This is a genomic window from Achromobacter sp. 2789STDY5608621 (assembly GCF_001299375.1).
GTDB lineage: Bacteria > Pseudomonadota > Gammaproteobacteria > Burkholderiales > Burkholderiaceae_B > Achromobacter > Achromobacter insuavis.
Map to the genome: position 1 here is coordinate 85,502 of NZ_CYTU01000015.1, position 25,183 is coordinate 110,684.

The 25,183-nt window shown below is 67.8% G+C and carries 20 protein-coding genes and 1 tRNA gene; 15 read left to right on the plus strand and 6 right to left on the minus strand.

Annotation, left to right across the window (positions count from 1 at the left end; translation table 11 throughout):
* Positions 1-45: 45 nt before the first annotated feature.
* From AOZ53_RS16445 to AOZ53_RS16475, 7 genes are all read left to right on the plus strand, one after another.
* On the plus strand, positions 46-957 hold the full coding sequence (locus AOZ53_RS16445; RefSeq protein WP_054428467.1) for a helix-turn-helix transcriptional regulator: 912 nt from the start codon (positions 46-48) through the stop codon (positions 955-957).
* 238 nt (positions 958-1,195) lie between these two features.
* Positions 1,196-2,857: a 2,3-epoxybenzoyl-CoA dihydrolase gene (gene boxC / locus AOZ53_RS16450; RefSeq protein ID WP_054488517.1), complete on the plus strand. Its 1,662-nt coding sequence runs from the start codon at positions 1,196-1,198 to the stop codon at positions 2,855-2,857.
* Positions 2,858-2,966: 109 nt separating this feature from the next.
* Positions 2,967-4,394: a benzoyl-CoA 2,3-epoxidase subunit BoxB gene (gene boxB, locus AOZ53_RS16455; protein WP_054488518.1), complete on the plus strand. Its 1,428-nt coding sequence runs from the start codon at positions 2,967-2,969 to the stop codon at positions 4,392-4,394.
* 51 nt (positions 4,395-4,445) lie between these two features.
* Positions 4,446-5,690, plus strand: coding sequence for a benzoyl-CoA 2,3-epoxidase subunit BoxA (gene boxA / locus AOZ53_RS16460; RefSeq protein WP_054488547.1), 1,245 nt, complete (start codon positions 4,446-4,448; stop codon positions 5,688-5,690).
* 30 nt (positions 5,691-5,720) lie between these two features.
* On the plus strand, positions 5,721-6,161 hold the full coding sequence (locus AOZ53_RS16465) for a MaoC family dehydratase (protein ID WP_054488520.1): 441 nt from the start codon (positions 5,721-5,723) through the stop codon (positions 6,159-6,161).
* A 246-nt stretch (positions 6,162-6,407) separates the two neighbouring features.
* A complete protein-coding gene (locus tag AOZ53_RS35010; protein WP_054488522.1) occupies positions 6,408-8,417 on the plus strand; it encodes a tail fiber protein in 2,010 nt (669 codons plus the stop codon).
* A 215-nt stretch (positions 8,418-8,632) separates the two neighbouring features.
* Positions 8,633-10,219, plus strand: coding sequence for a hypothetical protein (locus tag AOZ53_RS16475; RefSeq protein ID WP_054488524.1), 1,587 nt, complete (start codon positions 8,633-8,635; stop codon positions 10,217-10,219).
* A 20-nt stretch (positions 10,220-10,239) separates the two neighbouring features.
* Here the strand turns inward: AOZ53_RS16475 and AOZ53_RS16480 are convergent, their stop codons facing one another.
* The 3 genes from AOZ53_RS16480 to AOZ53_RS16490 all read right to left on the minus strand — a co-directional run bounded on the left by AOZ53_RS16480 (position 10,240) and on the right by AOZ53_RS16490 (position 14,494).
* Positions 10,240-11,226: a TRAP transporter substrate-binding protein gene (locus AOZ53_RS16480; protein ID WP_054428461.1), complete on the minus strand. Its 987-nt coding sequence runs from the start codon at positions 11,224-11,226 to the stop codon at positions 10,240-10,242.
* Positions 11,227-11,485: 259 nt separating this feature from the next.
* Positions 11,486-12,679: an acyl-CoA dehydrogenase gene (locus AOZ53_RS16485; protein WP_054428460.1), complete on the minus strand. Its 1,194-nt coding sequence runs from the start codon at positions 12,677-12,679 to the stop codon at positions 11,486-11,488.
* A 132-nt stretch (positions 12,680-12,811) separates the two neighbouring features.
* Positions 12,812-14,494: a thiamine pyrophosphate-binding protein gene (locus tag AOZ53_RS16490; RefSeq protein WP_054488525.1), complete on the minus strand. Its 1,683-nt coding sequence runs from the start codon at positions 14,492-14,494 to the stop codon at positions 12,812-12,814.
* 176 nt (positions 14,495-14,670) lie between these two features.
* Here AOZ53_RS16490 and AOZ53_RS16495 point away from each other — a divergent pair, with 176 nt between their 5' ends.
* The 4 genes from AOZ53_RS16495 to AOZ53_RS16510 all read left to right on the plus strand — a co-directional run bounded on the left by AOZ53_RS16495 (position 14,671) and on the right by AOZ53_RS16510 (position 18,014).
* Positions 14,671-15,576, plus strand: coding sequence for a LysR substrate-binding domain-containing protein (locus AOZ53_RS16495; protein ID WP_054428458.1), 906 nt, complete (start codon positions 14,671-14,673; stop codon positions 15,574-15,576).
* A gap of 134 nt (positions 15,577-15,710) precedes the next feature.
* Positions 15,711-16,694 carry a site-specific tyrosine recombinase XerD gene (gene xerD, locus AOZ53_RS16500; RefSeq protein WP_054428457.1) on the plus strand — a complete coding sequence of 328 codons (984 nt, stop codon included), beginning with the start codon at positions 15,711-15,713 and terminating at the stop codon, positions 16,692-16,694.
* A gap of 63 nt (positions 16,695-16,757) precedes the next feature.
* The gene (gene ybaK / locus AOZ53_RS16505) at positions 16,758-17,246 is read left to right on the plus strand and encodes a Cys-tRNA(Pro) deacylase (protein WP_054488527.1); all 489 of its coding nucleotides are present in this window, start codon (positions 16,758-16,760) and stop codon (positions 17,244-17,246) included.
* 189 nt (positions 17,247-17,435) lie between these two features.
* Complete coding sequence (locus AOZ53_RS16510; protein WP_054428455.1) at positions 17,436-18,014, plus strand: DJ-1/PfpI family protein; 579 nt, start codon at positions 17,436-17,438, stop codon at positions 18,012-18,014.
* 135 nt (positions 18,015-18,149) lie between these two features.
* Here AOZ53_RS16510 and adhP read toward each other — a convergent pair whose 3' ends face one another.
* On the minus strand, positions 18,150-19,178 hold the full coding sequence (adhP, locus tag AOZ53_RS16515) for an alcohol dehydrogenase AdhP (protein ID WP_054488528.1): 1,029 nt from the start codon (positions 19,176-19,178) through the stop codon (positions 18,150-18,152).
* Positions 19,179-19,389: 211 nt separating this feature from the next.
* On the opposite strand from adhP, the gene AOZ53_RS16520 reads away from it, so the two are divergent.
* Entirely contained in the window at positions 19,390-19,779 is a 390-nt protein-coding gene (locus tag AOZ53_RS16520; RefSeq protein ID WP_054428453.1) for a ribbon-helix-helix domain-containing protein, read from the plus strand.
* Between the two features lie 125 nt (positions 19,780-19,904).
* On the opposite strand, the gene pbpG is transcribed toward AOZ53_RS16520, so the two are convergent.
* Together pbpG and AOZ53_RS16530 are read right to left on the minus strand one after the other, a co-directional pair.
* A complete protein-coding gene (pbpG, locus tag AOZ53_RS33460) occupies positions 19,905-21,185 on the minus strand; it encodes a D-alanyl-D-alanine endopeptidase (RefSeq protein ID WP_054428452.1) in 1,281 nt (426 codons plus the stop codon).
* A gap of 312 nt (positions 21,186-21,497) precedes the next feature.
* Positions 21,498-21,572: transfer RNA gene (locus AOZ53_RS16530), tRNA-Arg, on the minus strand.
* Positions 21,573-21,784: 212 nt separating this feature from the next.
* Between AOZ53_RS16530 and AOZ53_RS16535 the strand changes: the two genes are divergently transcribed.
* Genes AOZ53_RS16535 through AOZ53_RS16545 form a run of 3 tightly spaced genes read left to right on the plus strand, consistent with a single transcriptional unit; the run spans position 21,785 to position 25,115 of the window.
* On the plus strand, positions 21,785-22,549 hold the full coding sequence (locus tag AOZ53_RS16535; RefSeq protein WP_054428451.1) for an enoyl-CoA hydratase/isomerase family protein: 765 nt from the start codon (positions 21,785-21,787) through the stop codon (positions 22,547-22,549).
* Positions 22,546-24,168: an AMP-binding protein gene (locus tag AOZ53_RS16540; RefSeq protein ID WP_054488530.1), complete on the plus strand. Its 1,623-nt coding sequence runs from the start codon at positions 22,546-22,548 to the stop codon at positions 24,166-24,168. The genes AOZ53_RS16535 and AOZ53_RS16540 overlap by 4 nt, the downstream gene beginning before the upstream one ends.
* On the plus strand, positions 24,165-25,115 hold the full coding sequence (locus AOZ53_RS16545) for a hydroxymethylglutaryl-CoA lyase (protein ID WP_054488531.1): 951 nt from the start codon (positions 24,165-24,167) through the stop codon (positions 25,113-25,115). The genes AOZ53_RS16540 and AOZ53_RS16545 overlap by 4 nt, the downstream gene beginning before the upstream one ends.
* The last annotated feature ends 68 nt before the right edge of the window (positions 25,116-25,183 follow it).

Below are 25,183 nucleotides of genomic sequence, written 5' to 3' on the forward strand. Positions count from 1 at the left end.
GCATAAATCGGGTGTTATCAGGGTTTTTGCGGAGTCAGCTACACCATGAACCAAGCGCTAGAAGACGCGGCGCCAACCGAACCCAGGCGGGAAGCTTTCCTGGTGGCATTGGGCGAGCGGGTGCGCCGCCTGCGGGCCATCCGCGGCATGACGCGCAAGGGCCTGTCGCAGGTGACCGGCGTGTCCGAGCGGCACCTGGCCAATCTCGAGCACGGCGTGGGCAATGCCTCGATCTTGGTGCTGTTGCAGATCGCCAAGGCCTTCAACTGCGCGCTGGCCGAGCTGGTGGGCGATGTCACCACCGAATCGCCCGATTGGTTGCTGATCCGCGAGCTACTCAGCGGCCGCACCGAGTCCGACCTGCAGCGCGCCCGGGAAGCGCTGACCCAGCTGTTCGGCGTGGGCGCCGGCGCGCAGCGGCCCAACCGCACCCAGCGCGTGGCGCTGATCGGCCTGCGCGGCGCCGGCAAATCGACGCTGGGCCAGATGCTGGCCGATGACCTCGGCTACCCGTTCGTCGAGTTGAACCGCGAGATCGAGCGCGTGGCCGGCTGCAGCATCCTGGAAATCCATAACCTCTACGGCCCCAACGCCTACCGCCGCTATGAGCGGCGCGCGCTGGAAGAGGCCGTGCAGATCTACCCGGAAATGGTGCTGGCCACCCCCGGCGGCCTGGTGTCCGAGCCGGCCACGCTCAACCTGCTGCTGGCGCACTGCTACACGGTCTGGCTGCGCGCCACGCCCGAGGAGCACATGGGCCGGGTGATGGCGCAGGGCGATTTCCGCCCCATGTCCGGCAACAACGAAGCCATGGCCGACCTGAAGCGCATCCTGGCCGGGCGCGAGGCTTTCTACGCCAAGGCCGACCTGACCTGGGTCACCAGCCACCTGGAGGTGCAGGAGAGCTTCGCCGGCCTGCGTACCCAGGTGCGCAAGGCCTGCGGCCTGCCGCTGTAGCGCCCGCGTCTTTCGCCGACCGCCAGGGCCGCCCGTTGGGGCGGCCTTTTCTTTGGCGGGGCGTCGGCCTGTCCGTCCGGAGAGGGGGATTCATTGACGGACGCTTCGATGGCCTCCCTGGCGATCTGCACTTTTGTGCATCTTTTTCTTGACGCTGATTTTCGCCTGCACTAATATGCATAATAATTCATATCGTGCAGTATTTTTCCTGTCAGGTTAGGGCATTAGGAGACAAGCGATGAGCAGCGCCGCCAGCAAGGTCGACTTTCGGACCGATCCCACCCAGTACCGCCATTGGCGTCTGTCGTTCGATGGCCCGGTCGCCACGCTGGCGATGGACGTGGCCGAGGACGGCGGCCTGCGCCCCGGCTACAAGCTCAAGCTCAATTCCTACGACCTGGGCGTGGACATCGAGCTGCACGACGCGCTGCAGCGCATCCGCTTCGAGCATCCCGAGGTCCGCAGCGTGGTCGTCACCAGCATGAAGGACCGCATCTTCTGTTCGGGCGCCAACATCTTCATGCTGGGCCTGTCCTCGCATGCCTGGAAGGTGAACTTCTGCAAGTTCACCAACGAAACCCGCAATGGCATCGAGGACTCCAGCCGCCACAGCGGCCTGAAATTCATCGCCGCGCTCAACGGCGCCTGCGCCGGCGGCGGCTACGAGCTGGCCCTGGCCTGCGACGAGATCCTGCTGATCGACGACCGCTCGTCTTCGGTCGCGTTGCCCGAAGTGCCGCTGCTGGGCGTGCTGCCCGGCACCGGCGGCCTGACCCGCGTGACGGACAAGCGCCGCGTGCGCCACGATCACGCCGACATCTTCTGCACCCTGGTCGAAGGCGTGCGCGGCCAGCGCGCCAAGGACTGGCGCCTGGTCGACGACGTGGTCAAGCCGGCGCAGTTCGAGGCCGCGGTGCGCGAGCGCGCGCGGGCGCTGGCCGAGGGCAGCCGCCGCCCCGCTGGCGAGGCCGGCGTGGCGCTGACGCCGCTGGCGCGCGAGGAAAGCGCCCATGCCTTGTCGTACCGCTACGTCGATGTGCAACTGGATCGCGCCAAGCGGCAGGCCACCTGGACCGTGCGCGCGCCGCAGGGGCCGGTGGAATCGGAACTGGCCGACATCGTGGCCGCCGGCGCGGCCTGGTGGCCGTTGCAGATGGCGCGCGAACTGGACGACGCCATCCTGTCGCTGCGCACCAATGAACTCGACATCGGCACCTGGATCTTCAAGACCGAGGGCGACGCGCAGGCCGTGCTGGCGGCGGACGCCGCGCTTCAACGCCATGCCGACCACTGGTTCGTGCGCGAAACCGCCGGCCTGCTGCGCCGCACGCTGGCGCGCCTGGACGTGACCTCGCGCAGCCTGTTCGCGCTGGTTGAACCGGGTTCGTGCTTTGCCGGCACGCTGCTGGAACTGGCGCTGGCCGCCGACCGCAGCTACATGCTGGACAGCGACGGCGAAGAACACGACGCGGCCCAGTTGATCGTGGGGGAGGCCAACTTCGGCGCCTACCCGATGGTCAACGGCCAGAGCCGCCTGCAACGCCGCTTCTACGAGGAAACCGCGCCGCTGGAAGCGGTGCGGGCCCGCGCCGGCCAGCCGCTGGCCGCGCGCGACGCGCTGGAACTGGGACTGGTGACCTACGCGCCCGACAGCATCGACTGGGACGACGAGGTGCGCATGATGCTCGAAGAGCGTCGCGCCCTGTCGCCCGACGCGCTGACCGGCCTGGAAGCCAACCTGCGCTTCGGCGGCCGCGAAACCATGGAAACGCGCATCTTCGGCCGCCTGACCGCGTGGCAGAACTGGATCTTCAACCGCCCCAACGCGGCGGGCGAGAAGGGCGCGCTCAAGCTGTACGGCAAGGGCGAGCAGGCCGCGTTCGACTGGAACCGCGTCTAGCGCGCCGCCCGCGGCAAATCCCGAGACACGGCGCCGGCCCGCGCAGCGTGGCCGCCGCCCCAAGACCCGACGCCGCCCCGACGCGGCCTTCCATCCAGGAGCAGAGACAATGTCAGGCATCAACTACAGCGACAAGATCCCCAATAACGTCAACCTGTCCGGCGACCGCACCCTGCAGCGCGCGCTGGAGCACTGGCAGCCGAACTACCTGCAATGGTGGCAGGACATGGGCCCGGACGGTTCGCACGGCTTCGACGTCTACCTGCGCACCGCCGTCAGCGTCGAGCCCGACGGCTGGGCCCACTTCAACCACGTGCGCATGCCCGACTACCGCTGGGGCATCTTCCTGGCGCCGCAGGATGGCCAGCGCAAGATCCACTTCGGCGAGAACATGGGCCGAGACGTCTGGCAGGACGTGCCGGGCGAACACCGCGCCAACCTGCGCCGCATCATCGTCACGCAGGGCGACACCGAGCCCGCCTCGATCGAGCAGCAGCGCCACCTGGGCCTGACGGCGCCGTCGCAGTACGACCTGCGCAACCTGTTCCAAATCAACGTCGAGGAAGGCCGCCACCTGTGGGCCATGGTCTACCTGCTGCACCGCTACTTCGGCCGCGACGGCCGCGAAGAGGCCGATGCGCTGCTGCAGCGCACCTCCGGCGATTCGGACAACCCGCGCATTCTCGGCGCCTTCAACGAGAAGACGCCGGACTGGCTGGCGTTCTACATGTTCACCTACTTCACCGACCGCGACGGCAAGTTCCAGCTGTGCGCGCTGGCCGAATCCAGCTTCGACCCGCTGGCCCGCACCACCAAGTTCATGCTGACCGAAGAGGCGCACCACATGTTCGTGGGCGAATCCGGCATCTCGCGCGTGATCCAGCGCACCTGCGAAGTGATGAACCAACTCAAGACCGACGACCCGGCCGCCGTGCGCGCCGCCGGCGTCATCGACCTGCCGACGATCCAGCGTTACCTGAACTTCCACTACAGCGTCACCATCGACCTGTTTGGCGCCGACCAGTCGTCCAACGCCGCCATCTTCTACGGCTCCGGCCTGAAGGGCCGCTACGAAGAGAGCAAGCGCAACGACGACCACCAGCTCAAGAACGACACCTACCGCGTTCTCTCCGTCGACAACGGCAGGCTGCGCGAAATCGAGGTGCCGATGCTGAACGCGCTCAACGAAGTGCTGCGCGACGACTTCATCCGCGACTCGGTGGCCGGCATCGGCCGCTGGAACAAGGTCATCGAAAAGAGCGGCATCGCCTTTCGCCTGCAGGTGCCGCACAAGGCCTTCAACCGCCAGATCGGCACGCTCGCCGGCATCCGCATGTCGCCCGAGGGCGAGATCCTGTCCGAGGCGCAATGGCAGGCGCACCGCCACCAATGGCTGCCCACGCCCGAGGACCGCGCGTTCGTGGCCTCGCTGATGGGCCGCGTGACCGAGCCGGGCAAGTTCGCCAACTGGATCGCGCCGCCGGTCATGGGCATCAACCGCCAGCCCGTTAACTTCGAGTACGTTCGTTTCAACTAAGGCCACGCGGCGGCGCCTGGCGCCGCCGCGCCGCGCATTCGGATGACCGCGATGAACGCAGCCCTGCCCGTAGAAGTCCTGAAGCAGCATCTGATCGACCCCGAGATCTGCATCCGCTGCAACACCTGCGAAGAAACCTGTCCGATCGACGCGATCACGCACGACAGCAACAACTACGTGGTCGACCCGGATATCTGCAACGGCTGCATGGCCTGCGTGCCGCCGTGCCCGACCGGCTCGATCGACAACTGGCGGCTGGTGGTGCGCGCCGAGGCCTACTCGTTGCAGGACCAGCTGGGATGGGATGAACTGCCGCGCGAGCAGCCCCTGCCGGAAGCCGCGGGTGCCGCGCCGGCAGAGGCCGATGCGACCCTGGCGCCGGCGCCGGCCGCCGCCGTCGCCATGCCATCCGCCGCGCCCGGCGCCAGCGTGCCGCCGTGGTCCGCCGCGCATCCCTACGTCAATCTCTACACCCACAAGACGCCGGTGACCGCCACCGTGGTCGGCAACTACCGCGTCACCGGCGCCGACACCGACAGCGATATCCACCACATCGTGCTGGACTTCGGCGAGCTGCCGTTCCCGGTGCTGGAGGGCCAGTCCATCGGCATCCTGCCGCCCGGCGCCGACGCCCAGGGCCGGCCGCACCACGCGCGCCAGTATTCGCTGGCCAGCCCGCGCGACGGCGAGCGCGCCGGCTACAACAACCTGTCGCTGACGGTGAAACGCGTCACCGAAGACCACCAGGGCCAGTCGGCGCACGGCGTATGCTCCAACTACCTGTGCGACCTGGCCAAGAACGATACCGTGCAGGTGATCGGGCCATTCGGCCACACCTTCCTGATGCCGAACCACCCGCGCGCCAACCTCATCATGATCTGCACCGGCACCGGTTCGGCGCCGATGCGCGCCATGACCGAGCGCTACCGGCGCCGCATCGAGACCGGCGAGAACGGCCGGCTGCTGCTGTTCTTCGGCGCCCGCACCGAACGCGAGCTGCCGTACTTCGGCCCGCTGATGAAGCTGCCGCGCGACTTCATCGACATCAACCTGGCGCTGTCGCGCGAAGCCGGCCAGCCCAAGCGCTACGTGCAGGACCTGATCCGCGAACGCGCCGCCGCCGTGCGCGAGTTGCTGGCCGATCGCAACACCTGCATCTACGTGTGCGGCCTGAAGGGCATGGAAGTCGGCGTGCTGGACGCCTTGCGCGAGGTGACGATGCAAGCGGGACAGGATTGGACTATCCTGCACGATGTGCTGCGCCGCGAGGGGCGGCTGCACTTCGAGACCTATTGAGAGGTCGCACACGCCAGGGGAAGTCCACCAATGAAGTTCGCAGATTTCAAGGACGGCATGCTGATCAAGGCCGGCCCGGTCACCATCACGGAAGCCGAAATCCTCGAGTTCGCCCGCAAATTCGACCCGCAGTGGTTCCACACCGACGTCAAGCGCGCCGCCGAGGGCCGCTGGGGCGGCCTCATCGCCAGCGGCTGGCACACCTGCGCGCTGGCCATGCGGATGGCGGTGGACGCCGCGCTGCACGATTCCGAATCCTTCGGCTCGCCCGGCCTGGGCGAAGTGCGCTGGCGCATGCCGGTGCGCCCCGGCGACCAGCTGCGCCTGGAAGCGCGGGTGCAGGGCGCGCGCACCTCGTCCTCGCGCCCCGACCTGGGCATCATCACCTGGGCCTGGACGGTGCTCAACCAGCACGATGAAGGCGTGCTGGAACTGGATGCCACCAGCCTGTTCGACCTGTCGGGGGAATGAACCCTGCCCGGCGCCGGTTGCGGCAAGCGCCGCCTGGCCCGGCCCCATGTCGCAGTTGGCTTGTCCGCGAGGCCGCGCACCCGTAACATGATTCCGTCGTGGGGCCATTGCGTCCAGCGATTCCGCTAGCCCGCCCGGTGATCCGAGCGGGCTTTTTGCATTGGTCCGCCCACATCCAGGCCCGCCGGCAATCGCCGGTGGGCCTTTTGTCTTGTGGCGCCCACATTGTTTTCATCGAGGCCCCTCATGCAATCCCTGAAACCCATCAACGTCGGCCATGCGCCGAACGACCAGACCGGCGACACCTTGCGTGACGCCATGGCGGTCGTGAATGAGAACTTCGCCAAGACCCGTGTCGGCGTAGAAGCGGTCGAGGTGTCCGCCGCCGCCGCCCAACGCAAGGCCGACGCCGCCGTGCCCGCATCGGAGAAGGGCGCCGCGGGCGGCGTCACGCCGCTGGACGCCGCCGGCAAGGTCCCGGCCGTGCATCTGCCGCCGCCCGCGATCCCGCTGTCGCAGAAATCCGCGCCGGGCGGCGTCGCGCCGCTGGATGCTTCCGGAAAGGTGCCGGCCGGCTACCTGCCGGTCCCCGGGGATTTCGTCGCCAGAACCGAAAAGGGCGCGTCCAACGGCGTGATGAGCCTGGATGCGAGCCGCCGCGCGCCGGCCGCGAATTCGCGCTACCCGGATCTTCAATCCCGCCCCGATGGGACGGACTTCAACGAGCTGACCGTCGCCGATGACTACTACATCCGCGCGACGGCGCCGAACGCGCCGCCAGGATGGACGGGGCAGGGCATGCTGAGGGTGCAGACCTACGCCAACATGACCTTGCAAGAGGTCATTCGCTGGTCGATGGATCCCACGCGCTGGTGGCGCATGCGCGCCGACTCGAACGGCAATTGGTCGGCCTGGAAAAAGGTGGTTGCCGAAGGCGAGGCCATGCGCCGGGTGCGTCTTGTTAGTGGGACCGCGGTTGATGCCAGCACGTTGACGGCTGACAACACACTCTACGCCTGGTCGAATGGCAACGTCATGGGCGCCAACTTCCCCAATATCGTGGGGGCCGGCTATCTGCATGTCACCATCATGGCCAGCGACCTGTTGTCGCAAGAGTTGACCATTACCGTGCAGGGCCGCAAGCCCTATGTCTTCCACCGCCTGGGCAACCCCATGGCTGGCGGCATATGGCAGCAGTGGCGCGTCGTGGGACCCTTCAGCACGGCCACGATCATGCCCAACTTCGACGCAGGCGATATCTACGTCGATGGGGCGGGTTGGTACGAATGGAAGTCCGGTGCCTACCAGCTTCGGGTCATGGCGCCTGCCGTCCCGGTGGCGTCGGTTTCCTGGTGGCCATTGCGCACGTCCATTCCGGCGGGCCAGATCCCGGCTGATGGGCAGACCGTCAGCCGTGCCACCTTTCCCGACCTGGCGGCCATGGTGACAGGCGGCAAGGTGCCGGTGGTGACGGAAGCGGATTGGCTGGCGGATCCGCTCAAGCGGGGCAGTTATACGTTGGGGGATGGGGTAGCGACCATTCGGGTTCCGGATTTGAATGGTCAATCAGCCGGGGCCGTAGGGGCCGCTTTCCTGCGGGGTGACGGCGCGCTCTCGATGAGCACGAATGGCTTGGTCCAGCGGGATACGCTGCAGAACATCACGGGCATGATTGGCAATGTGCCGTCGTTTGCCGCTGGTGGTGATCCGGGCAGCGGCGCGCTCCGGAAAGCTGATCTCGTGATACAGGCGGGAGTCGGCACATCGGCAGGTCAGCTTTTCAATATGAGCTTCGACGCATCGAGGATGGCGCGAACCTCGACGGAAACGCGACCCACCAATATTTCGGGCGTATGGACCATCCAGGCATTCGGTGCCGTCACCAATCCCGGCAGCGTGGATGTCCCCCAACTAGCGAGTGACTACGCTGCGCTGAATGCGGCCGTTCAGGCTATCCAGGGGCGAATCGCAAAGGCATTCGGGGTGGATCAGGCCTGGAGCGTGTTTTCGCCATCGCAGCGCGTTCTCGGCACCACTTATACGAATAACACAGGCCGGCCTATCGTCCTTGCCGTGAGCACAAACACGGCTACGGCGAACGCCTACGTCATTCTGCAGCTTCGGGGATGGGACGTTCAAGTGGCGCGTGCGACCTCGTCGCCGGAATTGATCGGTGCAACCATGACCATTCCCGCAGGGGACACCTATCGTGTGCGGTCAAGCACGGCCGATCTGTTCTGGCAGGAATATCGCTGACGCGCAATGCCAGTGATCTCGTTTTGGGCGGGATCAAGGTCGGCGATGGCATACGCCGCTTTTGAGATATCCCGCGTCGGCAAGACCCAGCAGACCAAGCGTATCTCCAGCTCGCAGGTTGCATTCCTCATTCGCGCTGAATCTCATCTTGGCCCGCTCGCATCTACGGCGGGTCTTTTTCGCTCTGACTATTCCATATTCAATCAAGGATTCCCATGCAACTTCTCAAACCCATCAACGTCGGCCATGCGCCGAACGACCAGACCGGCGATACCTTGCGTGACGCCATGGTGGTGGTGAACGAGAACTTCGCCAAGACCCGCGCCGGCGTGGACTCGGTCGAAGTGTCCGCCGCCGCCGCCCAGCGCAAGGCGGACGCCGCCGTGCCCGCCGCCGAGAAAGGCGCGGCGGGTGGCGTGACGCCGCTGGACGCGGCAGGCAAGGTGCCTGCCGCGCATCTGCCTCCGCCGGCCGTGCCGCTGTCGCAGAAATCGGCGCCCGGCGGCGTCGCGCCGCTGGATGACGCGGGCCGCGTGCCTGTCGATCATCTGCCAATCCCGGTGCCTGCCGTGCCGCTGGCCGAAAAGGGCCAGCCGGACGGCGTCGCCACGCTGGCCGCGGACGGCAAGATCACGCCGGTGCAATTGCCCGACCTGATCCCCGCCGCTGAAAAGGCCCGGCCCAATGGCGTCGCGACCCTGGCGGCCGACGGCCGCATCGTTCCCGGCCAATTGCCGGCGCTGATTCCCGCCGCCGACAAGGGCCGCCCGGGCGGCGTGCCCACGCTCGATGCCGACGGGCGCGTCCCCGCCGCGCAACTGCCCGCGGCGCAGGATGCCGTGCCGTTGGCGGAAAAGGGCCAGGCGGGCGGTGTCGCCACCTTGGACGATGCAGGCAAGGTGCCTCATGAGCAATTGCCGTCGATTCCGGGTGGCCCCCCGGTCGGTTCGGTCGCCTGGTGGTCGTTGCGGGAATCCATCCCCGCTGGCCAGATTCCCGCTGATGGCCAAAGTCTCAGCCGGGCCATCTTTCCCGACTTGGCGCGGATGGTGACAAGTGGCAAGGTGCCGGTGGTATCCGACGCGGACTGGCTGGCCGATCCGCTCAAGCGCGGTAGCTATACGTTGGGAGACGGGACCTCCACGATCAGGGTGCCGGATATGAACGGCAAGGCGGCCGGCTCCCTCGGTGCCTTGTATGTTCGAGGCGATGGCGCGCGCACCTCCAGCATCAACGGTGCCATCGCCAATGATACGAACCGATCACACAATCATGGTCTGGGTGTGTACGGGCCCACGGCGGGCAACTCCGCATCCTTCGCCTCCGGAGGCGGCGTAGCCGTAGCCACGTATTTCACGGCATTGAATGGCGCGGACGAGTCCAAGCCGATTTCGGTGCATGGAGTATGGACCATCCAAGGTTTCTCCGCAGTCAGCAATGTTGGCAGCGTCGATGTTGCGCAGCTGGCCAGCGACCATGCGACGCTCAACGCGGCGTTCCAGGCCTTGCGCGGACAGATATTCGGTTTCGGTCAGGCCCTGGTGGATGTGGGAACGTCCCGTGCGTTCGGGGTGACGTACACCAACACCACCGGGCGGCCCATATCGATTTATATCGTCGGATCCGCCACCGCCAGCGCAGGTGGAAACATGTATCTGATGGTTGGCGGGATCATGGGCACGCGCGTCATCGCAACGCAGAACGGCATTACGTTGGCACTTACTGCGGTGATTCCACCCGGCATCAACTATCGCGTGGTGGCCGACAGCATGACGCAGAATTTCTGGACCGAGTATCGATGAGGCGTTGCGCCCACGCCGTATCACGGCCGCCGCATCGCCTTCAGGATATTCACCCCGTCAGTCCCCGCCGCGGCCTCCCATTGCTTCACCGAGTCCGCCGCCGCGCTCTTGAGCGCCTGGCGCACCGGCATCGGCACGGCGGTGTCGATCGTCACGCCGTTCTTGCGCATGTTGGCGTAGTTCTGCTGCAACCGGCCTTCGATGCGCTTCCACTGTTCCGCCTCGGTCTGCGCGGCGGCCTGGTCGATGGCCTTGCGCGACTTCGCGTCCAGCGATTGATAGGCCTGCAGGTTCATCGTCGCCACCGAGATCGGCATGGCGTAGTTGATCTCGGCGAAGCGCGGCAGGTGTTCCCACAGCTTGCGGCCGGCGCCGCCGTCGCCCGAGGACAGCACCGCGTTGACCTCGCCCGAGGCGATGCGCGGCATGGCATCGGCGAACGAGATGTTCTGGGCGCGCGCGCCGGCCTTCTGCATCACGTCCTGCGAGGTCGCGTCATAGGTGCGGATGCTGAGCGCCTTCAACGCGGCGACGCTGTCCACCTTGTCCTTGGACCAGATGCCCGAGGCCGGCCAGGGCGTGGTGTAGAGCAGCTTCTGGCCGTGCGCGGCCAACAGCTTCTCGTAGGCCGGGCGGGCTGATTTGTTCAGGGCGCGGGCCTTGGCCAGCGAGTCGGCCAGGAACGGCAGCGAAGACACCCCGAACAGCGGGTACTTCGAGGCTAGCGCGCCGGCGAAGGCGTCGCCGGCATCGACCTTGCGCGCCTGGACCGCGTCGATCATGTCGCCAGACTTGATGCCGCGCGCGGCATCGAAGCTGGCGTCGATCACCACCTGGCCCGCGCTCTTGCTGCGCACCAGGTCGGCGAAGGTGGACACGCCTTGCCCGGGCATCGAGGTGGCCGGGTATTCGGTGGTCATGGTGAGGGTGGTGGCGGCTAGCGCGCCGTGGCTCGCAAAGGCGATGGCGATGCCCGCCCACAGGCGGAGAGAGGGACTGCCCTGCATGCGCGACTCCTGGTCGTGACGAAAAATCCGGGGTCGGGCGGGCGGATGCTGCGGGCCGGCACCAGGCCAATTGCAGGCAGCGTAAGCCATGGACCGGGAGCGGGCTAGCTCCTGATAACCCTAATGCGCATCCGGGATCGACGCCACGCAGGCAAAAAAAACGCCCCTCGAAAGGGGCGCACAGTCTTCGCCACGCCGGCGAACCGCGCGTCGGGAGCAGAGCCGGGCTCCGTCCGCGCGGCGAACTGCCAAAATCAAATCAATAGAAGGCCTGGATGCCGGTCTGCGCGCGGCCGAGGATCAGGGCGTGCACGTCGTGCGTGCCTTCGTAGGTGTTGACCACTTCCAGGTTCACCAGGTGACGGGCCACGCCGAATTCGTCGGAGATGCCGTTGCCGCCCAGCATGTCGCGGGCCAAGCGGGCGATGTCCAGCGCCTTGCCGCACGAGTTGCGCTTCATGATCGAGGTGATCTCGACGGCGGCGGTGCCTTCGTCCTTCATGCGGCCCAGGCGCAGGCAGCCTTGCAGCGCCAGCGTGATCTCGGTCTGCATGTCGGCCAGCTTCTTCTGGATCAGCTGATTGGCGGCCAGCGGGCGGCCGAACTGCTTGCGGTCCAGGGTGTACTGGCGGGCGGTGTGCCAGCAGGCTTCGGCGGCGCCGATCGCGCCCCAGGCGATGCCGTAGCGGGCCGAGTTCAGGCAGGTGAACGGACCCTTCAGGCCGGACACGCCGGGCATCATCTGGTCGGCGGACACTTCCACTTCGTCCATGACGATTTCACCGGTGATCGAGGCGCGCAGGCCGACCTTGCCGTGGATGGCGGGGGCGGAGAGGCCCTTGGTGCCCTTGTCGAGGATGAAGCCGCGGATCTTGCCGTCGAACTCGCCGCCGACGCACTTGGCCCACACCACGAACACGTCGGCGATGGGGGAGTTGGTGATCCACATCTTGTTGCCGCTCAGCTTGTAGCCGTCGGCGGTCTTGACCGCGCGCGTTTCCATGCCGCCGGGGTCGGAGCCGTGGTTGGGTTCGGTCAGGCCGAAGCAGCCGATCCACTCGCCGCGGGCCAGCTTGGGCAGGTACTTCTGCTTCTGCGCTTCGCTGCCGAACTCGTTGATGGGCACCATCACCAGCGACGACTGCACGCTCATCATCGAGCGGTAGCCGGAGTCGATGCGCTCGACTTCACGGGCGATCAGGCCGTAGCTGACGTAGTTCAGGCCGGCGCCGCCGTATTCGGCGGGGATGGTGGCGCCCAGCAGGCCCAGCTCACCCATTTCCGAGAAGATCTCCGGATCGGTCTTTTCGTTGCGGAAGGCGTTCAGCACGCGCGGGGCCAGCTTGTCCTGCGAGTAGGCGTGGGCGGCGTCGCGCACCATGCGTTCTTCTTCGGTGAGCTGCTGGTCCAGCAACAGGGGATCTTGCCAATGGAACGAGGGATTCGAGGACATGCTGGGTCTCCGCTATGGATTTCCGTTTTCGGAATCTGGAAAGTTTAAACCTAAAATAATTGGCGCGGCAACCCGGGGTTTACGCGACGCGCGCGGGCGCGTCGCCGTGGGGTTGCCGCCGCCTCTCGGGTATCAGTGCTGGGCCTTGAGCGCCGCGTCGCGGATCTTGTCCAGCGTGGTCGACGGCGTGATGGTCTGCGGGTCGATGAAGCAGTGCAGGATGGCCGGCTTGCCGCTGGCCAGCGCGCGCTCGAAGGCCGGGCCGAACTGCTCGGTGGTCTCGATGCGTTCGCCGTGGCCGCCGAAGGCGCGGGCGTAGTCGGCGAAGTCAGGGTTCTTCAGCTCGGTGGCGGAAATGCGGCCGGGGTAGTGCTTTTCCTGGTGCATGCGGATGGTGCCGTACATGCCGTTGTCGACCAGCACCACGATGATGGGCAGGTCGTACTGCACGGCGGTGGCGAACTCCTGGCCGTGCATCAGGAAGCAGCCGTCGCCGGCGAAGCAGACCACGGTCTTGTCGGGCCAGACGCGCTTGGCGCCGACGGCCGCCGGCAGGCCATAGCCCATCGAGCCCGAGGTCGGCGCCAGCTGCGTGCCGAAGCGGGTGAAGCGATGGAAGCGATGCAGCCAGGTGGCGTAGTTGCCGGCGCCGTTGGTCATGATGGCGTCGGCCGGCAGGGTCTTTTCCAGATAGGCCATGACCTGGCCCAGCTGCAGCGCGCCCGGGGTGGTGACGGTGCTCGGGTCGCTCCACTTCAGATACGACTCGCGCATGGCCTGCGTGCCGTCGGCCCAGGCCGGCTGGGCGGGGGCCTTGACGCCGGCCAGCGCTGCGGCGAAGGCCGCGGGCGAGGTGTTGATGGCCAGCGTGGGGCGGTAGACGCGGGCCAGTTCGCCCGCGTCCGGATGCACGTGCACCAGCTTCTGCCTGGGCACCGGGATGTCCAGCAGCGTGTAGGCCTGGCTGGGGTTTTCCGACATGCGGCCGCCGACCAGCAGCACCAGGTCGGCGTCGGCCACGCGCTTGAGCAGGGCGGGGTTGATGCCCAGGCCGACGTCGCCGATGAAACACGGATGGTCGGCCGGGAACAGCATCTGGCGGCGGAACGACACCGCCGTGGGCAGCGCGTGGCGCTGCGCGAAATCGGCGAACTGCTGCACCGCGCGCGCGTCCCAGCGGGTGCCGCCGAGGATGGCGACGGGGTTCCTGGCCTGGGCCAGCAACTGCTCCAGGTCGGCCAGCTGGCCAGCGGTGGGGGCGGCGTCGATGACTTCGTAGCGCGGCGCGTCGGCTACCTGCGCGGCCTCGACCAGCATGTCCTCGGGCAGCGCGATCACCACCGGGCCGGGACGGCCCGAGGTGGCGATGTGGAAGGCGCGCGAGATCAGTTCGGGGATGCGCTCGACCTGGTCGATTTCCGTGACCCATTTGGCCTGCGTGCCGAACACGGCGCGGTAGTCCATTTCCTGGAAGGCCTCGCGTTCGCGCATGCCGCGCTCGATCTGGCCGACGAACAGGATCATCGGGGTCGAGTCCTGCTTGGCGATGTGCACGCCGGCCAGCGCGTTGGACGCGCCCGGGCCGCGGGTCACCATGCAGATGCCGGGTTCGCCGGTCAGCTTGCCATGGGCGTCGGCCATCATGGCCGCGCCGCCTTCCTGGCGGCAGACGGTGACCTTGATGTCGGCGTCGTGCAGGCCGTCCAGCACCGCCAGGTAGCTCTCGCCGGGAACGCAGAAAACGTGTTTGACGCCCTGGGCGACGAGCTGGTCGACGAGGATGTGGCCGCCGAGGCGGGATGCTTGCTGGGACATGGTGGGTGTCAGGATGAGCCGAGATTAAGACATCCGAGCATAATGTTCCTTGATCGCACAACGCAATTGATAAAATTGCACAATCTAGTGACCCGCCGGCACGACCCGGATGTTGCGCCGCGGCAGGCGCGGCGGGTGTTTGCGGCCTTCTTCACCTTCCCGGCGGTTCCCGCTCCATGAGAAACGGCATTCCCAACCTCAGCGCCCTGCAGGCTTTCGAGGCCTCGGCCCGCCTGGGCAGTTTTTCGCGGGCGGCCGAAGAGCTGTCCCTGACCCACAGCGCGGTCTACCGCCAGGTGGCCAGCCTGGAGGCGCGGCTGGGGGTGCAGCTGTTCACGCGGGTGCGGCGCCGCATCGTGCTGACCGACCACGGCGCGGAATATGCGGGACGCATCCGCCATCATCTCGACCAGATCGAGAAGGACACCTTTGGCCTGGTCAGCCGCACCGGCATGGGCCGCAGCATCCACATCGCCGTGGTGCCGACGCTGGCCACCACCTGGCTGATCCCGCGGCTGGCGGATTTCCAGCGCGAGCAGCCAGACATCACCGTCAGCCTGTCGGTGCGCACGCTGCCGTTCCAGTTCAAGGACCAGCCGTTCGACGGCGCGCTGTATCACGGCGACACCCTGTGGCCGGGCACCCAGGGCGTGCTGCTGTTTCCGGAACGCGAGCTGGTGCCGGTCTGCGCGCCCGAATTGGCGGGGCGCGTGACCGAGGCCGGCGCCGGCGCGCTGGCGGGCATGACCCACCTGCACCTGAGTTCGCGCCCCGACGCCTGGCGCCAGTGGTACGGCGCCAACAATTACCTCTATGGCCCCCAGGCCGCGGGCGGTCCGCGCTACGAGCTGTTCACCATGGTGATGGCGGCGGTGCAGGCCGGGCTGGGCGTCGGCTTGATGCCGCGCTTCCTGGCGCAGCCGGCGCTGGACCAGGGCGCGCTGGCGATGCCCGTGGCGCAGTCGCTGACGGTCAGCCAGGGTTACTACTTCGGCTATCCGCAGCGTAGCGAGCGTTCCGAGGCGCTGAAACTGTTCGAGACCTGGCTCAAGTCGGCCGCCGCGGCGGTAGCGGGGCGCTGAGGGCCTGGCGCAAGCGCCGCCGTAGAATGTGGCCCATCCTCCTGACGTGGCCGGGGCACGCCGCAACGTTGCGCGCGCCTGCGCCGGCGCCGGCCGCCGCCGGCCACGTCTCTTGATGCCTTGATTTCCGTTCCATGTCCGATTCCCGCCAACCGCTCGCTTCCCAGGCCGATATCGACGCCTTCATAGACGCCGTCTGGCTCGAGGACGGCCTGTCGGCCAACACCCTGGCCGCCTACCGGCGCGACCTGACCGGCTTCGCGCGCTGGCTCGAGGATCCCGAGGCCTACGCCCGCGAGATGGCCGACCGCCACGGCGAGGCGGCCTCGGCCCCGGCGCTGCCCGCCGGTCCCGCCAAGGCGCTGGCCGAGGCCGGCAAGGCCGATATCGAGGCCTGGTTCGCCTTCCGCCACGAAGAGACCCGCGCCACCACCGCCAACCGCCGCCTGGCCGCGCTGCGGCGCTTCTACGCCTGGGCCCTGCGCGAACACCGCGCGGCGCAGGATCCCTGTCTGACGCTGGTGGCCGCCAAGCAGCCGCCGCGCCTGCCCAAAACGCTGTCCGAGCAGCAGGTGGATGCCCTGCTGCGCGCGCCCGACCTGGGCCAGCCGCGCGGCCTGCGCGACCGGGCCATGCTGGAGACGCTGTACGCCACCGGCCTGCGCGTGTCGGAACTGGTCGGGGTGCGGGCGCTGGACGTCAGCTTGAACGAGGGCGTGGTGCGCGTGGTGCTGGGCAAGGGCGGCAAGGACCGCCTGGTGCCGCTCGGCGCCGAGGCGGCGCACTGGATCGACCAATACCTGAAGACCGCGCGGCCCGAGCTGGCCGCCGGCCGCGTCAGCGACGCGCTCTTCATCACCGGCCGGGCCGAGGCCATGTCGCGCCAGGCGTTCTGGCAACTGGTCAAGAAGTACGCGGTGCTGGCGGGCGTGCACGCGCCGCTGTCGCCGCACGTGCTGCGCCACGCCTTCGCCACGCATCTGCTGAACCACGGCGCCGACCTGCGCGTGGTGCAGATGCTGCTGGGCCACGCCGACATCTCCACCACGCAGATCTACACCCACGTGGCGCGCGAACGCCTGAAGGCGCTGCACGCCACGCATCATCCGCGCGGCTGAGGGCGTTTGCGCCACGGCGCCCGCGTGCCTACACTTTTGCCTTCGCCTTTTCAGCGCCCCGCCATGAGCAAAGCCCGCCACGTTTCCGAAACGCCCGCCACCCAGTTCCTCAAGCAGCACAAGGTGGCGTACACCGAACACACCTACGACTACATCGACCACGGCGGCGCCGGCGAGGCCGCGCGCCAGCTGGGGCTGGATCCGCACGCGGTGGTCAAGACGCTGGTGATGGAAGACGAATCGGCCAAGCCGCTGATCGTGGTGATGCATGGCGACCGCGAGGTCTCCACCAAGAACCTGGCGCGCCAGGCCGGCCTGAAGAAGGTCGAGCCCTGCAAGCCGGACGTGGCGCAGCGCCATTCGGGCTATCAGGTCGGCGGCACCTCGCCATTCGGCACGCGCAAGAAGATGCCGGTGTGGGTCGAGGCGGAGGTGCTGCAGTACCCTGTCGTCTACATCAACGGCGGCCGCCGCGGCTACCTGGTGGGCATCGACCCGAACGTGCTGGTGAGCCTGCTGGACGCCAAGCCGGTGACGGTGGCGCTGGAATAAGGGGCGCAGCGGACTCGCGGCCCGCGCGGGCCGTGAGCCGTCACTTGGGGGATGCTTGCGCCCCGCGTGGTATCCCGTTACCACCCCCGCTCACGCGGGCGGGGGCACAATGGATCGTAGAACATCAAGAACCGGCCGCCCGCCCCTCGGGTGCATCAGCCGGCGATCCCCCATCCCCAGGAGACAATCATGAGCAAGAGACTGTTGATGCTGGTCGGCGACTACGCCGAAGACTACGAAACCATGGTGCCGTTCCAGACGCTGCTGGCGGTGGGACACACGGTGCACGCGGTCTGCCCCGGCAAGAAGTCCGGCGAGAGCATCGCCACCGCCATCCACGACTTCGAGGGCGCGCAGACCTACAGCGAAAAGCGCGGCCACAACTTCGCGCTGAACTACGATTTCGACCGCGTCGAGGCCGGCTCCTACGACGGCCTGGTGATCCCCGGCGGCCGCGCGCCGGAATACCTGCGCCTGAACGAAAAAGTGCTGGAGATCGTGCGCGCCTTCGACAAGGCCGCAAAGCCGATCGCCGCCGTGTGCCACGGCGCCCAGTTGCTGGCGGCCGCCGGCATCCTGGAAGGCCGCACCTGCTCGGCCTATCCCGCGTGCGCGCCGGAAGTGCGGCTGGCCGGCGGCACCTACGCCGAGATCGGCATCGACCAGGCCTATACCGACGGCAATCTGGTGACGGCGCCGGCCTGGCCCGCGCATCCGGCGTGGCTGGCGCAGTTCCTGGCCGTGCTCGGCACCAAGATCACGCCCTGAGTGCCGCGCGCCGGCCGTTGACATGGCTCGGCCCGTGCGAGCGCCCAGAGCTTGAGGCCGCGTAATGCGGATGCCGCAATGAAAAAGGCGCCTGCCGCGGCAGGCGCCTTTTGCCGTCCGTCACGGCGCGGGCGGCTATGCCGCCATGTCCAGCACGATGCGGCCTTCGATCTGGCCGCGGCGCATGCGGTCGAACACGCTGTTGATGTTCTCCAGCTTCTCGGTGGCCACGGTGGCATGCACCTTGCCCTCCTCGGCGAACTGCAGAGATTCCTGCAGGTCCAGGCGCGAACCCACGATCGAGCCGCGCACCGTCACGCCGTTGAGCACCATGTCGAAGATCGACAGCGGGAAGTCGCCCGGCGGCAGGCCGTTGAGCGCCACCGTGCCGCCGCGCCGCACCATGCCCAGCGCCTGCTCGAAGGCCTTGGGCGAGACCGCCGTGATCAGCGCGCCGTGGGCGCCGCCGATCTCCTTCTTCAGGTACGCCGCCGGATCGGTGGTCTTGGCGTTGACGACCACCTCCGCGCCGAGACGCTTGGCGAAGGCCAGTTTGTCATCGTCGATGTCCACCGCCGCCACGTTCAGGCCCATGGCGCGCGCATACTGCACCGCCATGTGGCCGAGGCCGCCGATGCCGGAGATCACGACCCAGTTGCCAGGCCGCGTGTCGGTCATCTTCAGGCCCTTGTAGACCGTGACGCCGGCGCACAGCACCGGGGCGATGTCGACGAAGCCGACATTCTTGGGCAGCAGGCCGACATAATCGGCCGCCGCCAGCGCGTACTCGGCGAAGCCGCCGTTGACGGAGTAACCCGCGTTCTGTTGCTGCTCGCACAGCGTTTCCCAGCCGCCCAGGCAGTGTTCGCAATGGCCGCAGGCGGAGTACAGCCAGGGGATGCCGACGCGGTCGCCTTCCTTGACGTGCGTGACGCCTTCGCCGACCGCCACCACGTGGCCCACGCCTTCGTGACCGGGAATGAAGGGCGGGTTCGGCTTGACCGGCCAGTCGCCTTCGACCGCGTGCAGGTCCGTGTGACAGACGCCGCAGGCCTCGATCTTGACCAGCAGTTCGCCGGCCCGGGGGCGCGGCACTTCGACCTCTTCGATTTCCAGGGGGCTGCCGAATGCGCGAGCCACGGCGGCTTTCATGGTTTTGTTCATTGCTACCTCCGAAGTCAGATCAGTCTTAGCATGCTCGGATGTGGACGCGTCCGAGACCTTGATTTATATCAATGGCTTCCGGACGAGCCGCGCGCAGGAAACGTATCGTTGCAGAATGGGCGGGAATGCCCCGAGGCAGAGGTGTCTTGCCGGGCCGGCGGCTATCGTCGTACAGTGGCCCGCAAGCCTCGTGTCCGCCCCAGGAGCTCCCATGTGTGAAATCTTCATCCGCGCGAGCGAACAGTCCTACGCGCCCGAAACCCGCTCCCTGCGTCTGCACGGGGTGGCCACCAGCCTGCGCCTGGAGCAATTGTTCTGGCAGGTGCTGGAGGAAATCGCGGCGCGCGACGGCATGCGGGTCACGCAACTGATCGAGCGCCTGTACGACGAGCTGGTGGAATACCGCGGCGAGGCGGCGAACTTCACTTCCTTCCTGCGCGTGTGCTGCCTGCGCTATCAGCTGCTGCAGGCCGAGGGCCGCATCCCGGCCGATGCCGCGGTGCCGATCCGCTCGCTCAATCCGCAGGCGGTGCTGGAAGGGCTGCCGCCGTCGATGTACGACCCGCAGCCGTTGCGGTCCAAGCGGCCGGTGGCGGCGTAGCGCCGCGCCGGCGGCATCGGGGCGCGACACTCGCGGCTTGCTTCCGCCCGCATTCCGCCCCGCCGCCAGACGTAAAAAAAGCCCGATCGTCGATCGGGCTTTTTCGTGGCCGGAGGGCGCCTGGATCAGCCGCCCGGCTGGGTCGAGGCCATGGCCACTTCGCTTTGCACGATGCGGCGGATGCGCACGGCATCGCCGATGCGCGACAGCTTGCCCTGCGAGTCCAGCAGCACGATCGCCAGGTCGCGGCCGTTGATGCGCGCCAGCATCACCAGGCATTCGCCGGCTTCGTTGATGTAGCCGGTCTTGGACACCTTGATGTCCCAGTCGGGCTTGCGCACCAGCAGGTTGGTGTTGCGGAAGGTCTGCGTGCGGTTGTTGATCTCGACGTCGTACTCCGTGTCGGTGGAGTAGCGGTGGATCAGCGGACGCTGCGACGCGGCGCGCAGCAGGCGGGCCAGGTCATGCGGCGACGACACGTTGTTGCTGGACAGGCCGGTGGGCTCGATGAAGTGCGTGCTGCTCATGCCCAGCGACTGCGCCTTGGCGTTCATGGCGGCGACGAAGGCCGGCAGGCCGCCCGGATAGTGGCGGCCCAGCGCGTTGGCGGCGCGGTTCTCGGACGACATCAGCGCCAGGTGCAGCATGTCGCCGCGCGAAAGCTTGGTGCCCACGCGCAGGCGCGAGGTGGTGTGCTTGAGGCCGTCGATATCTTCATCGGTGATCTCCAGCATCTCGTCCATCGGCTGGTTGGCGTCCACCACCACGACCGCGGTCATCAGCTTGGAGATCGAGGCGATGGGGCGCACCACGTTTTCGTTCTTGGCGAAGATCACGGTGGAGGTGGCCAGGTCCTGCACGTAGGCGGTGCTGGACCGTAGCGCGGCGGCTTCGGCGCGCACCGACACCGCGGGCGGCGGCATGGCGGCTGCCGCTGCGGCGGCGGCCGTGCGCTGCGCGCGCGACGGCTTGTTGGGCTTGCCGTTCTTGCCGGCCGCGCCCTTCTTGGACGAACTCTGCTGGGCGACGGCCTGCTTGCCGCCCTTGGGCGTTGCGTTCTTGCCGGCGGCCTGCTTGGGCGCGCCCTTGGCGGCGGCCTGTTTGCCGGCGGCGCCCTTGGGCGGGGCCTTGGCGGCGGCCGACTTCGGCGCGGCTTGCTTGCCAGATGCGGCCTTGGGGGCGGTTTTACCCGCGGCTTGCTTGGGGGTGGAGGCCTTGCCGGCGCCCGCTTTGGCGGGGGCGGGGGCCTTTTTGGCTTGTTGCGCCTTGCAAGCCGCCGATTTGGCGTTGGTCTTGCAAGGATCGGTATTTTTCGCGGCGAGCGCGGCTGAGGGCAGGAGCGCGCACATCGCCAGCGCCGCCGGCGCTATCGCGTTCGCAATTGCACGTTTCCAGGTAAATGCCATGGTTTGAGCAGGCTTGTCAGTCTGTGAAGAATTATTTCCCCGGCCGGGCTTGCTGCGGTTCGGGAAAAGTCCAGATGAATTAGGGGCTTACGCGTCGAATTTAAACAGTAATTTCAAGTCGCGCGCAAGGCGATTCGCTATCATCGCCGAAAAAAATATCAGGGACGTATTGACGGGTAGCTTATTCGTCGCGTGCGGCGTCCCGAGACGCTACCGGCGCGCGGCGCGTGAGCGTAGCCCGGATTAACCCTCATCCGGCTGAATACACGGGACTTTCGTGGAAAGCGACCTGCGGAACCGAGGTCGGGAGCGTGGCCTCGCCGGGTGGAATCGAACCACCAATTGACCCTTAGGAGGGGCCGGTTATATCCATTTAACTACGGCGAGGCGGGCGGGATGGCTTCGCGCCGGAATCGCGCCGGGCCCGTGGGGAGCCTAGTGCCTTGATATTCCAGGGAAAGACCAGGGGCGCAAGTGTAACACCATTGGATAGCCGCCGAAAATTAGTGGATTTAATCAACTATATGCCCTATATTTCCTGGCATGGCCAGGTCGCCGCGCGCGGCCTGGCCCCATACCTAGAACATCCAGGAGCAGGCATGACCCCGACTTTTCACACGATCCTGCTGGACGTGCAGGACCGTGTCGCCACGGTGACGCTGAACCGGCCCGACAGCCGCAACGCGCTCAATTCCCTCATGTGCGCCGAGTTGGTGCAGGCCATGCAGCATCTCGCGGAGCGGCCGGACGCGCACGTGGTGCTGATCGCCGCGGCGGGCGCGGCGTTCTGCGCCGGCGCCGACCTGAAGGAACGCAAGACCATGTCGAACGCCGAAATGACGGCGCGCCGGGTGCAGGGCTTTGCCGCCTACGCCGCCATCGAGCGCATGCCGCAGCCGGTGATCGCGGTGGTGCAGGGCGCGGCGTTCGGCTCCGGCTGCGAGATCGCCGCGGCCTGCGACTTCGTGCTGGCCTCGTCCGAGGCGACGTTCTGCTATCCCGAAGTGGGTTGGGGCACCGTCGGCGCCACGCAGCGGCTGCCGCGCGTGGCCGGCGCGCGCAAGGCCAAGGAACTGCTGTTCACCGGCCGCCGCTTCGACGCGGCCGAGGCGCGTGAGATCGGCCTGGTCAACCAGGTGTACGCGCCCGAGGCGCTGGCGGCCGAGGCCGCGCAGATGGCCGCGGCCATCGCGCGCGCCGCGCCGCTGACCGTCAGGCTGACCAAGCGCAGTATCGACCAGGGGTTGGCGACGACGCGCGAAGGCGCGATGGCGATCGAGCTGCTGGCGATCGAGGAAAACCTGCGCGGCACCGACTGGAAGCAGGCCATCGCCGGCTTCGGCGCGGCGGGAGACAAGGCATGATCGACCCCACGACCCTGTCGCGGGCGCTGGCGCGCCAGGTGGCCGAACGTGGCGCCGCTGAAGCGTTCGTCGCGCCGGGCGAGCGCCACACCTGGGCCGCGCTGCAGGACGGCGCGCGGCGCATCGCCCGCGGCCTGCATGCGGCCGGCGTGCGCCGCGGCGACCATGTTGGCGTGCTGCTGGGCAACGGCGGCACCTGGGTGCAGGTGTTTTACGCCTGCGCGCTGCTCGGCGCCGTGACGGTGCCGGTCAACACGCGCTTCAAGACCGATGAACTGGCGTTCTGCCTGAAGCAGGCCGACGTCAAAGTGCTGCTGACCGCGGATACCTTCCTGGGCATCGATTTCCTGGACCTGCTGACGAAGGTGGAACCGGCGCTGGACCAGGCCCTGCCGGGCGCGGCGCTGCCGCTGCTGCGGCAGGTGGTGGTGCTGGGCGAGCGCTGCCCGCGCGGCGCGCGCGCCTGGACGGACTTCCTGCGGGCGGGCGAGGCCGTCGACGATGCGGCGTTGCAGGCCCGCATGGATGCGGTGGTTCCGGACGACGTGCTGTTGATCCAGTACACCTCGGGCACCACCTCGTTTCCCAAGGGCGTGATGCTGACGCACGCCAACATGCTGACCAATGCCTGGGCCGCGGCGCAGCGCATCGGCGTGCGGCCCGACGATCGCTACTTCAGCATCCGGCCGTATTTCCACGTGGCCGGCACCACGTTGTCGATCCTGGTGAGCCTGATGAGCGGCTGCTGCCTGCTGACGCTGCCGAAGTTCGACGTGGCCGATGCCTTGCGCATGCTCGATGAGGAGCGCTGCACGCTGACGTCGGGCAACGACACCATCTTCCTCATGCTGATGGGGCATCCGGATTTCGACCGCGCGCGCATCCATTTGCGCGGCGGCTGGGCGGCGGCCGGCCCGCAGGTGATGCAGAAGATCCGCGACGTGATGGGCGTGCCGGGCATCTGCAACGCCTACGGCCAGTCCGAGGCCTCGCCCAACATCACGCTGTCGGCGCACGATGATCCCTTTGAACTGCGCGCCATGGGCTGGGCGCTGCCGCATCCCGGCATGCAGGTGCGGGTGGTGGATCCGGGCACGGGCGAGCCGTTGCCGGCCGGCATGCAGGGCGAGATCCAGGCGCGCGGCTGGAGCGTGATGAAGGGTTACTACAACATGCCCGAGGCCACCGCCCGCGCGCTCGGCGCCGATGGCTGGCTCAGCACCGGCGACCTCGGCGAGATGGACGCGGAAGGCCGGCTGCGGATGGTGGGCCGTCTCAAGGACATGTTCCGCGTGGGCGGCGAGAACGTCGCGCCGGCGGAAGTCGAAGAGACCCTGCACGGCCACCCCGCCGTGCGCATGGCGCAGGTGGTGGGCGTGCCCGATGCGCGCCTGGGCGAAGTGCCGGCGGCCTTCGTGCTGCTCAAGGACGGGCAGGACTGCACGCCCGAGGAACTGACGGCCTGGTGCAAGGCGCGCTGCGCCAACTTCAAGGTGCCGCGCTATGTCGAGATCGTCGACAGCTTCGAGCACATCGGCATGACGGGCAGTTCCAAGGTGCAGAAGAACAAGCTGCGCGCCCACGCGCTGGCGCTGTTCGGACTGGAGCAACAGGCATGAGCGCGCGCGACGTGGTGCTGTGCGAATGCTTCGCGCGCGATGGCCTGCAGCATGAGCCCGATTTCATCGATACCGCGGTCAAGGCCGGCCTGATCGACAGTTTTGCCGCATTGGGCTTCGAGCGGGTCGAGGCGACCTCGTACTCCAATCCCAAGGTGGTGCCGCAGTTCGCCGACGCCAGCGCCTTGCTGGCGGCGCTGCCGCGCCGCGCGGGCGTCTGGTACAAGGCCACCTGCGCCAATGCGCGCGCTGTGGAGCGGGCGCTGGCGGACCTGGACGCCGGCATCGGCGCCAACGAGATCAGCCTGCTGGTCTCGGCCAGCGAATCGCATTCGACGCGCAACCTGAAGCGCGAGCGCGCCGCCCAATGGGACAACATCGCCGAGATGGCGCGGCTGGCGGATGGCCGTTTCCGCCTGATCGGCACGATCTCGGTGGCTTTCGGTTGCCCGTTCGAGGGCGCGGTCGACGCGGATTCCGTCATGGCGGACGTGCGGCGTTTCGCGGCGCTGGGCGTGGGCATCGTGACGCTGGGCGACACCACCGGCATGGCCACGCCGGCCTCGGTGCGCGACCTGTACGGCCGCATGGCGCGCGAGGTGCCCGAGGTGACGCCGGTGGCGCATTTCCACGACACCCGCGCCACCGGCCTGGTGAATTACGTGGCGGCGCTGGAGGCGGGCGTGACGCACTTCGATTGCGCCTTCGGCGGCGTCGGCGGCCATCCGGCCAAGGTGCGCTACGGCGGCGGCCATACCGGCAACGTGGCGACGGAAGACCTGGTCAACCTGTTCGAGTCGATGGGCGTGCGCACCGGCCTGGACCTGGCGGCGATGGACGCGGTGTCGCGGCGCTGCGAGGCGGTGCTGGGGCGCGCGCTGCACAGCCGCGTGGCGCAAAGCGGCCTGAACCCGCTGCTCGGCGTCGCGCGGGAGGCGGCCGCATGATGACCGCCCGCCGCGTTTGTATATCATGCGGGCAGCGGCGCGCGACCCGCGCGCGCGCCGATTTTCCC

Coding starts and splice junctions, on each gene's coding strand:
- AOZ53_RS16540 (WP_054488530.1), top strand. CDS start 22,546: ATGATCGACCCCACGACCCTGTCGCGGGCGCTGGCGCGCCAGGTGGCC.
- xerD (WP_054428457.1), top strand. CDS start 15,711: ATGTCCGATTCCCGCCAACCGCTCGCTTCCCAGGCCGATATCGACGCC.
- AOZ53_RS16520 (WP_054428453.1), top strand. CDS start 19,390: ATGTGTGAAATCTTCATCCGCGCGAGCGAACAGTCCTACGCGCCCGAA.
- AOZ53_RS16480 (WP_054428461.1), bottom strand. CDS start 11,226: ATGCAGGGCAGTCCCTCTCTCCGCCTGTGGGCGGGCATCGCCATCGCC.
- AOZ53_RS16510 (WP_054428455.1), top strand. CDS start 17,436: ATGAGCAAGAGACTGTTGATGCTGGTCGGCGACTACGCCGAAGACTAC.
- boxC (WP_054488517.1), top strand. CDS start 1,196: ATGAGCAGCGCCGCCAGCAAGGTCGACTTTCGGACCGATCCCACCCAG.
- AOZ53_RS16465 (WP_054488520.1), top strand. CDS start 5,721: ATGAAGTTCGCAGATTTCAAGGACGGCATGCTGATCAAGGCCGGCCCG.
- ybaK (WP_054488527.1), top strand. CDS start 16,758: ATGAGCAAAGCCCGCCACGTTTCCGAAACGCCCGCCACCCAGTTCCTC.
- AOZ53_RS16495 (WP_054428458.1), top strand. CDS start 14,671: ATGAGAAACGGCATTCCCAACCTCAGCGCCCTGCAGGCTTTCGAGGCC.
- boxB (WP_054488518.1), top strand. CDS start 2,967: ATGTCAGGCATCAACTACAGCGACAAGATCCCCAATAACGTCAACCTG.
- AOZ53_RS16445 (WP_054428467.1), top strand. CDS start 46: ATGAACCAAGCGCTAGAAGACGCGGCGCCAACCGAACCCAGGCGGGAA.
- pbpG (WP_054428452.1), bottom strand. CDS start 21,185: ATGGCATTTACCTGGAAACGTGCAATTGCGAACGCGATAGCGCCGGCG.
- AOZ53_RS16545 (WP_054488531.1), top strand. CDS start 24,165: ATGAGCGCGCGCGACGTGGTGCTGTGCGAATGCTTCGCGCGCGATGGC.
- AOZ53_RS16485 (WP_054428460.1), bottom strand. CDS start 12,679: ATGTCCTCGAATCCCTCGTTCCATTGGCAAGATCCCCTGTTGCTGGAC.
- AOZ53_RS35010 (WP_054488522.1), top strand. CDS start 6,408: ATGCAATCCCTGAAACCCATCAACGTCGGCCATGCGCCGAACGACCAG.
- AOZ53_RS16535 (WP_054428451.1), top strand. CDS start 21,785: ATGACCCCGACTTTTCACACGATCCTGCTGGACGTGCAGGACCGTGTC.
- AOZ53_RS16475 (WP_054488524.1), top strand. CDS start 8,633: ATGCAACTTCTCAAACCCATCAACGTCGGCCATGCGCCGAACGACCAG.
- adhP (WP_054488528.1), bottom strand. CDS start 19,178: ATGAACAAAACCATGAAAGCCGCCGTGGCTCGCGCATTCGGCAGCCCC.
- boxA (WP_054488547.1), top strand. CDS start 4,446: ATGAACGCAGCCCTGCCCGTAGAAGTCCTGAAGCAGCATCTGATCGAC.
- AOZ53_RS16490 (WP_054488525.1), bottom strand. CDS start 14,494: ATGTCCCAGCAAGCATCCCGCCTCGGCGGCCACATCCTCGTCGACCAG.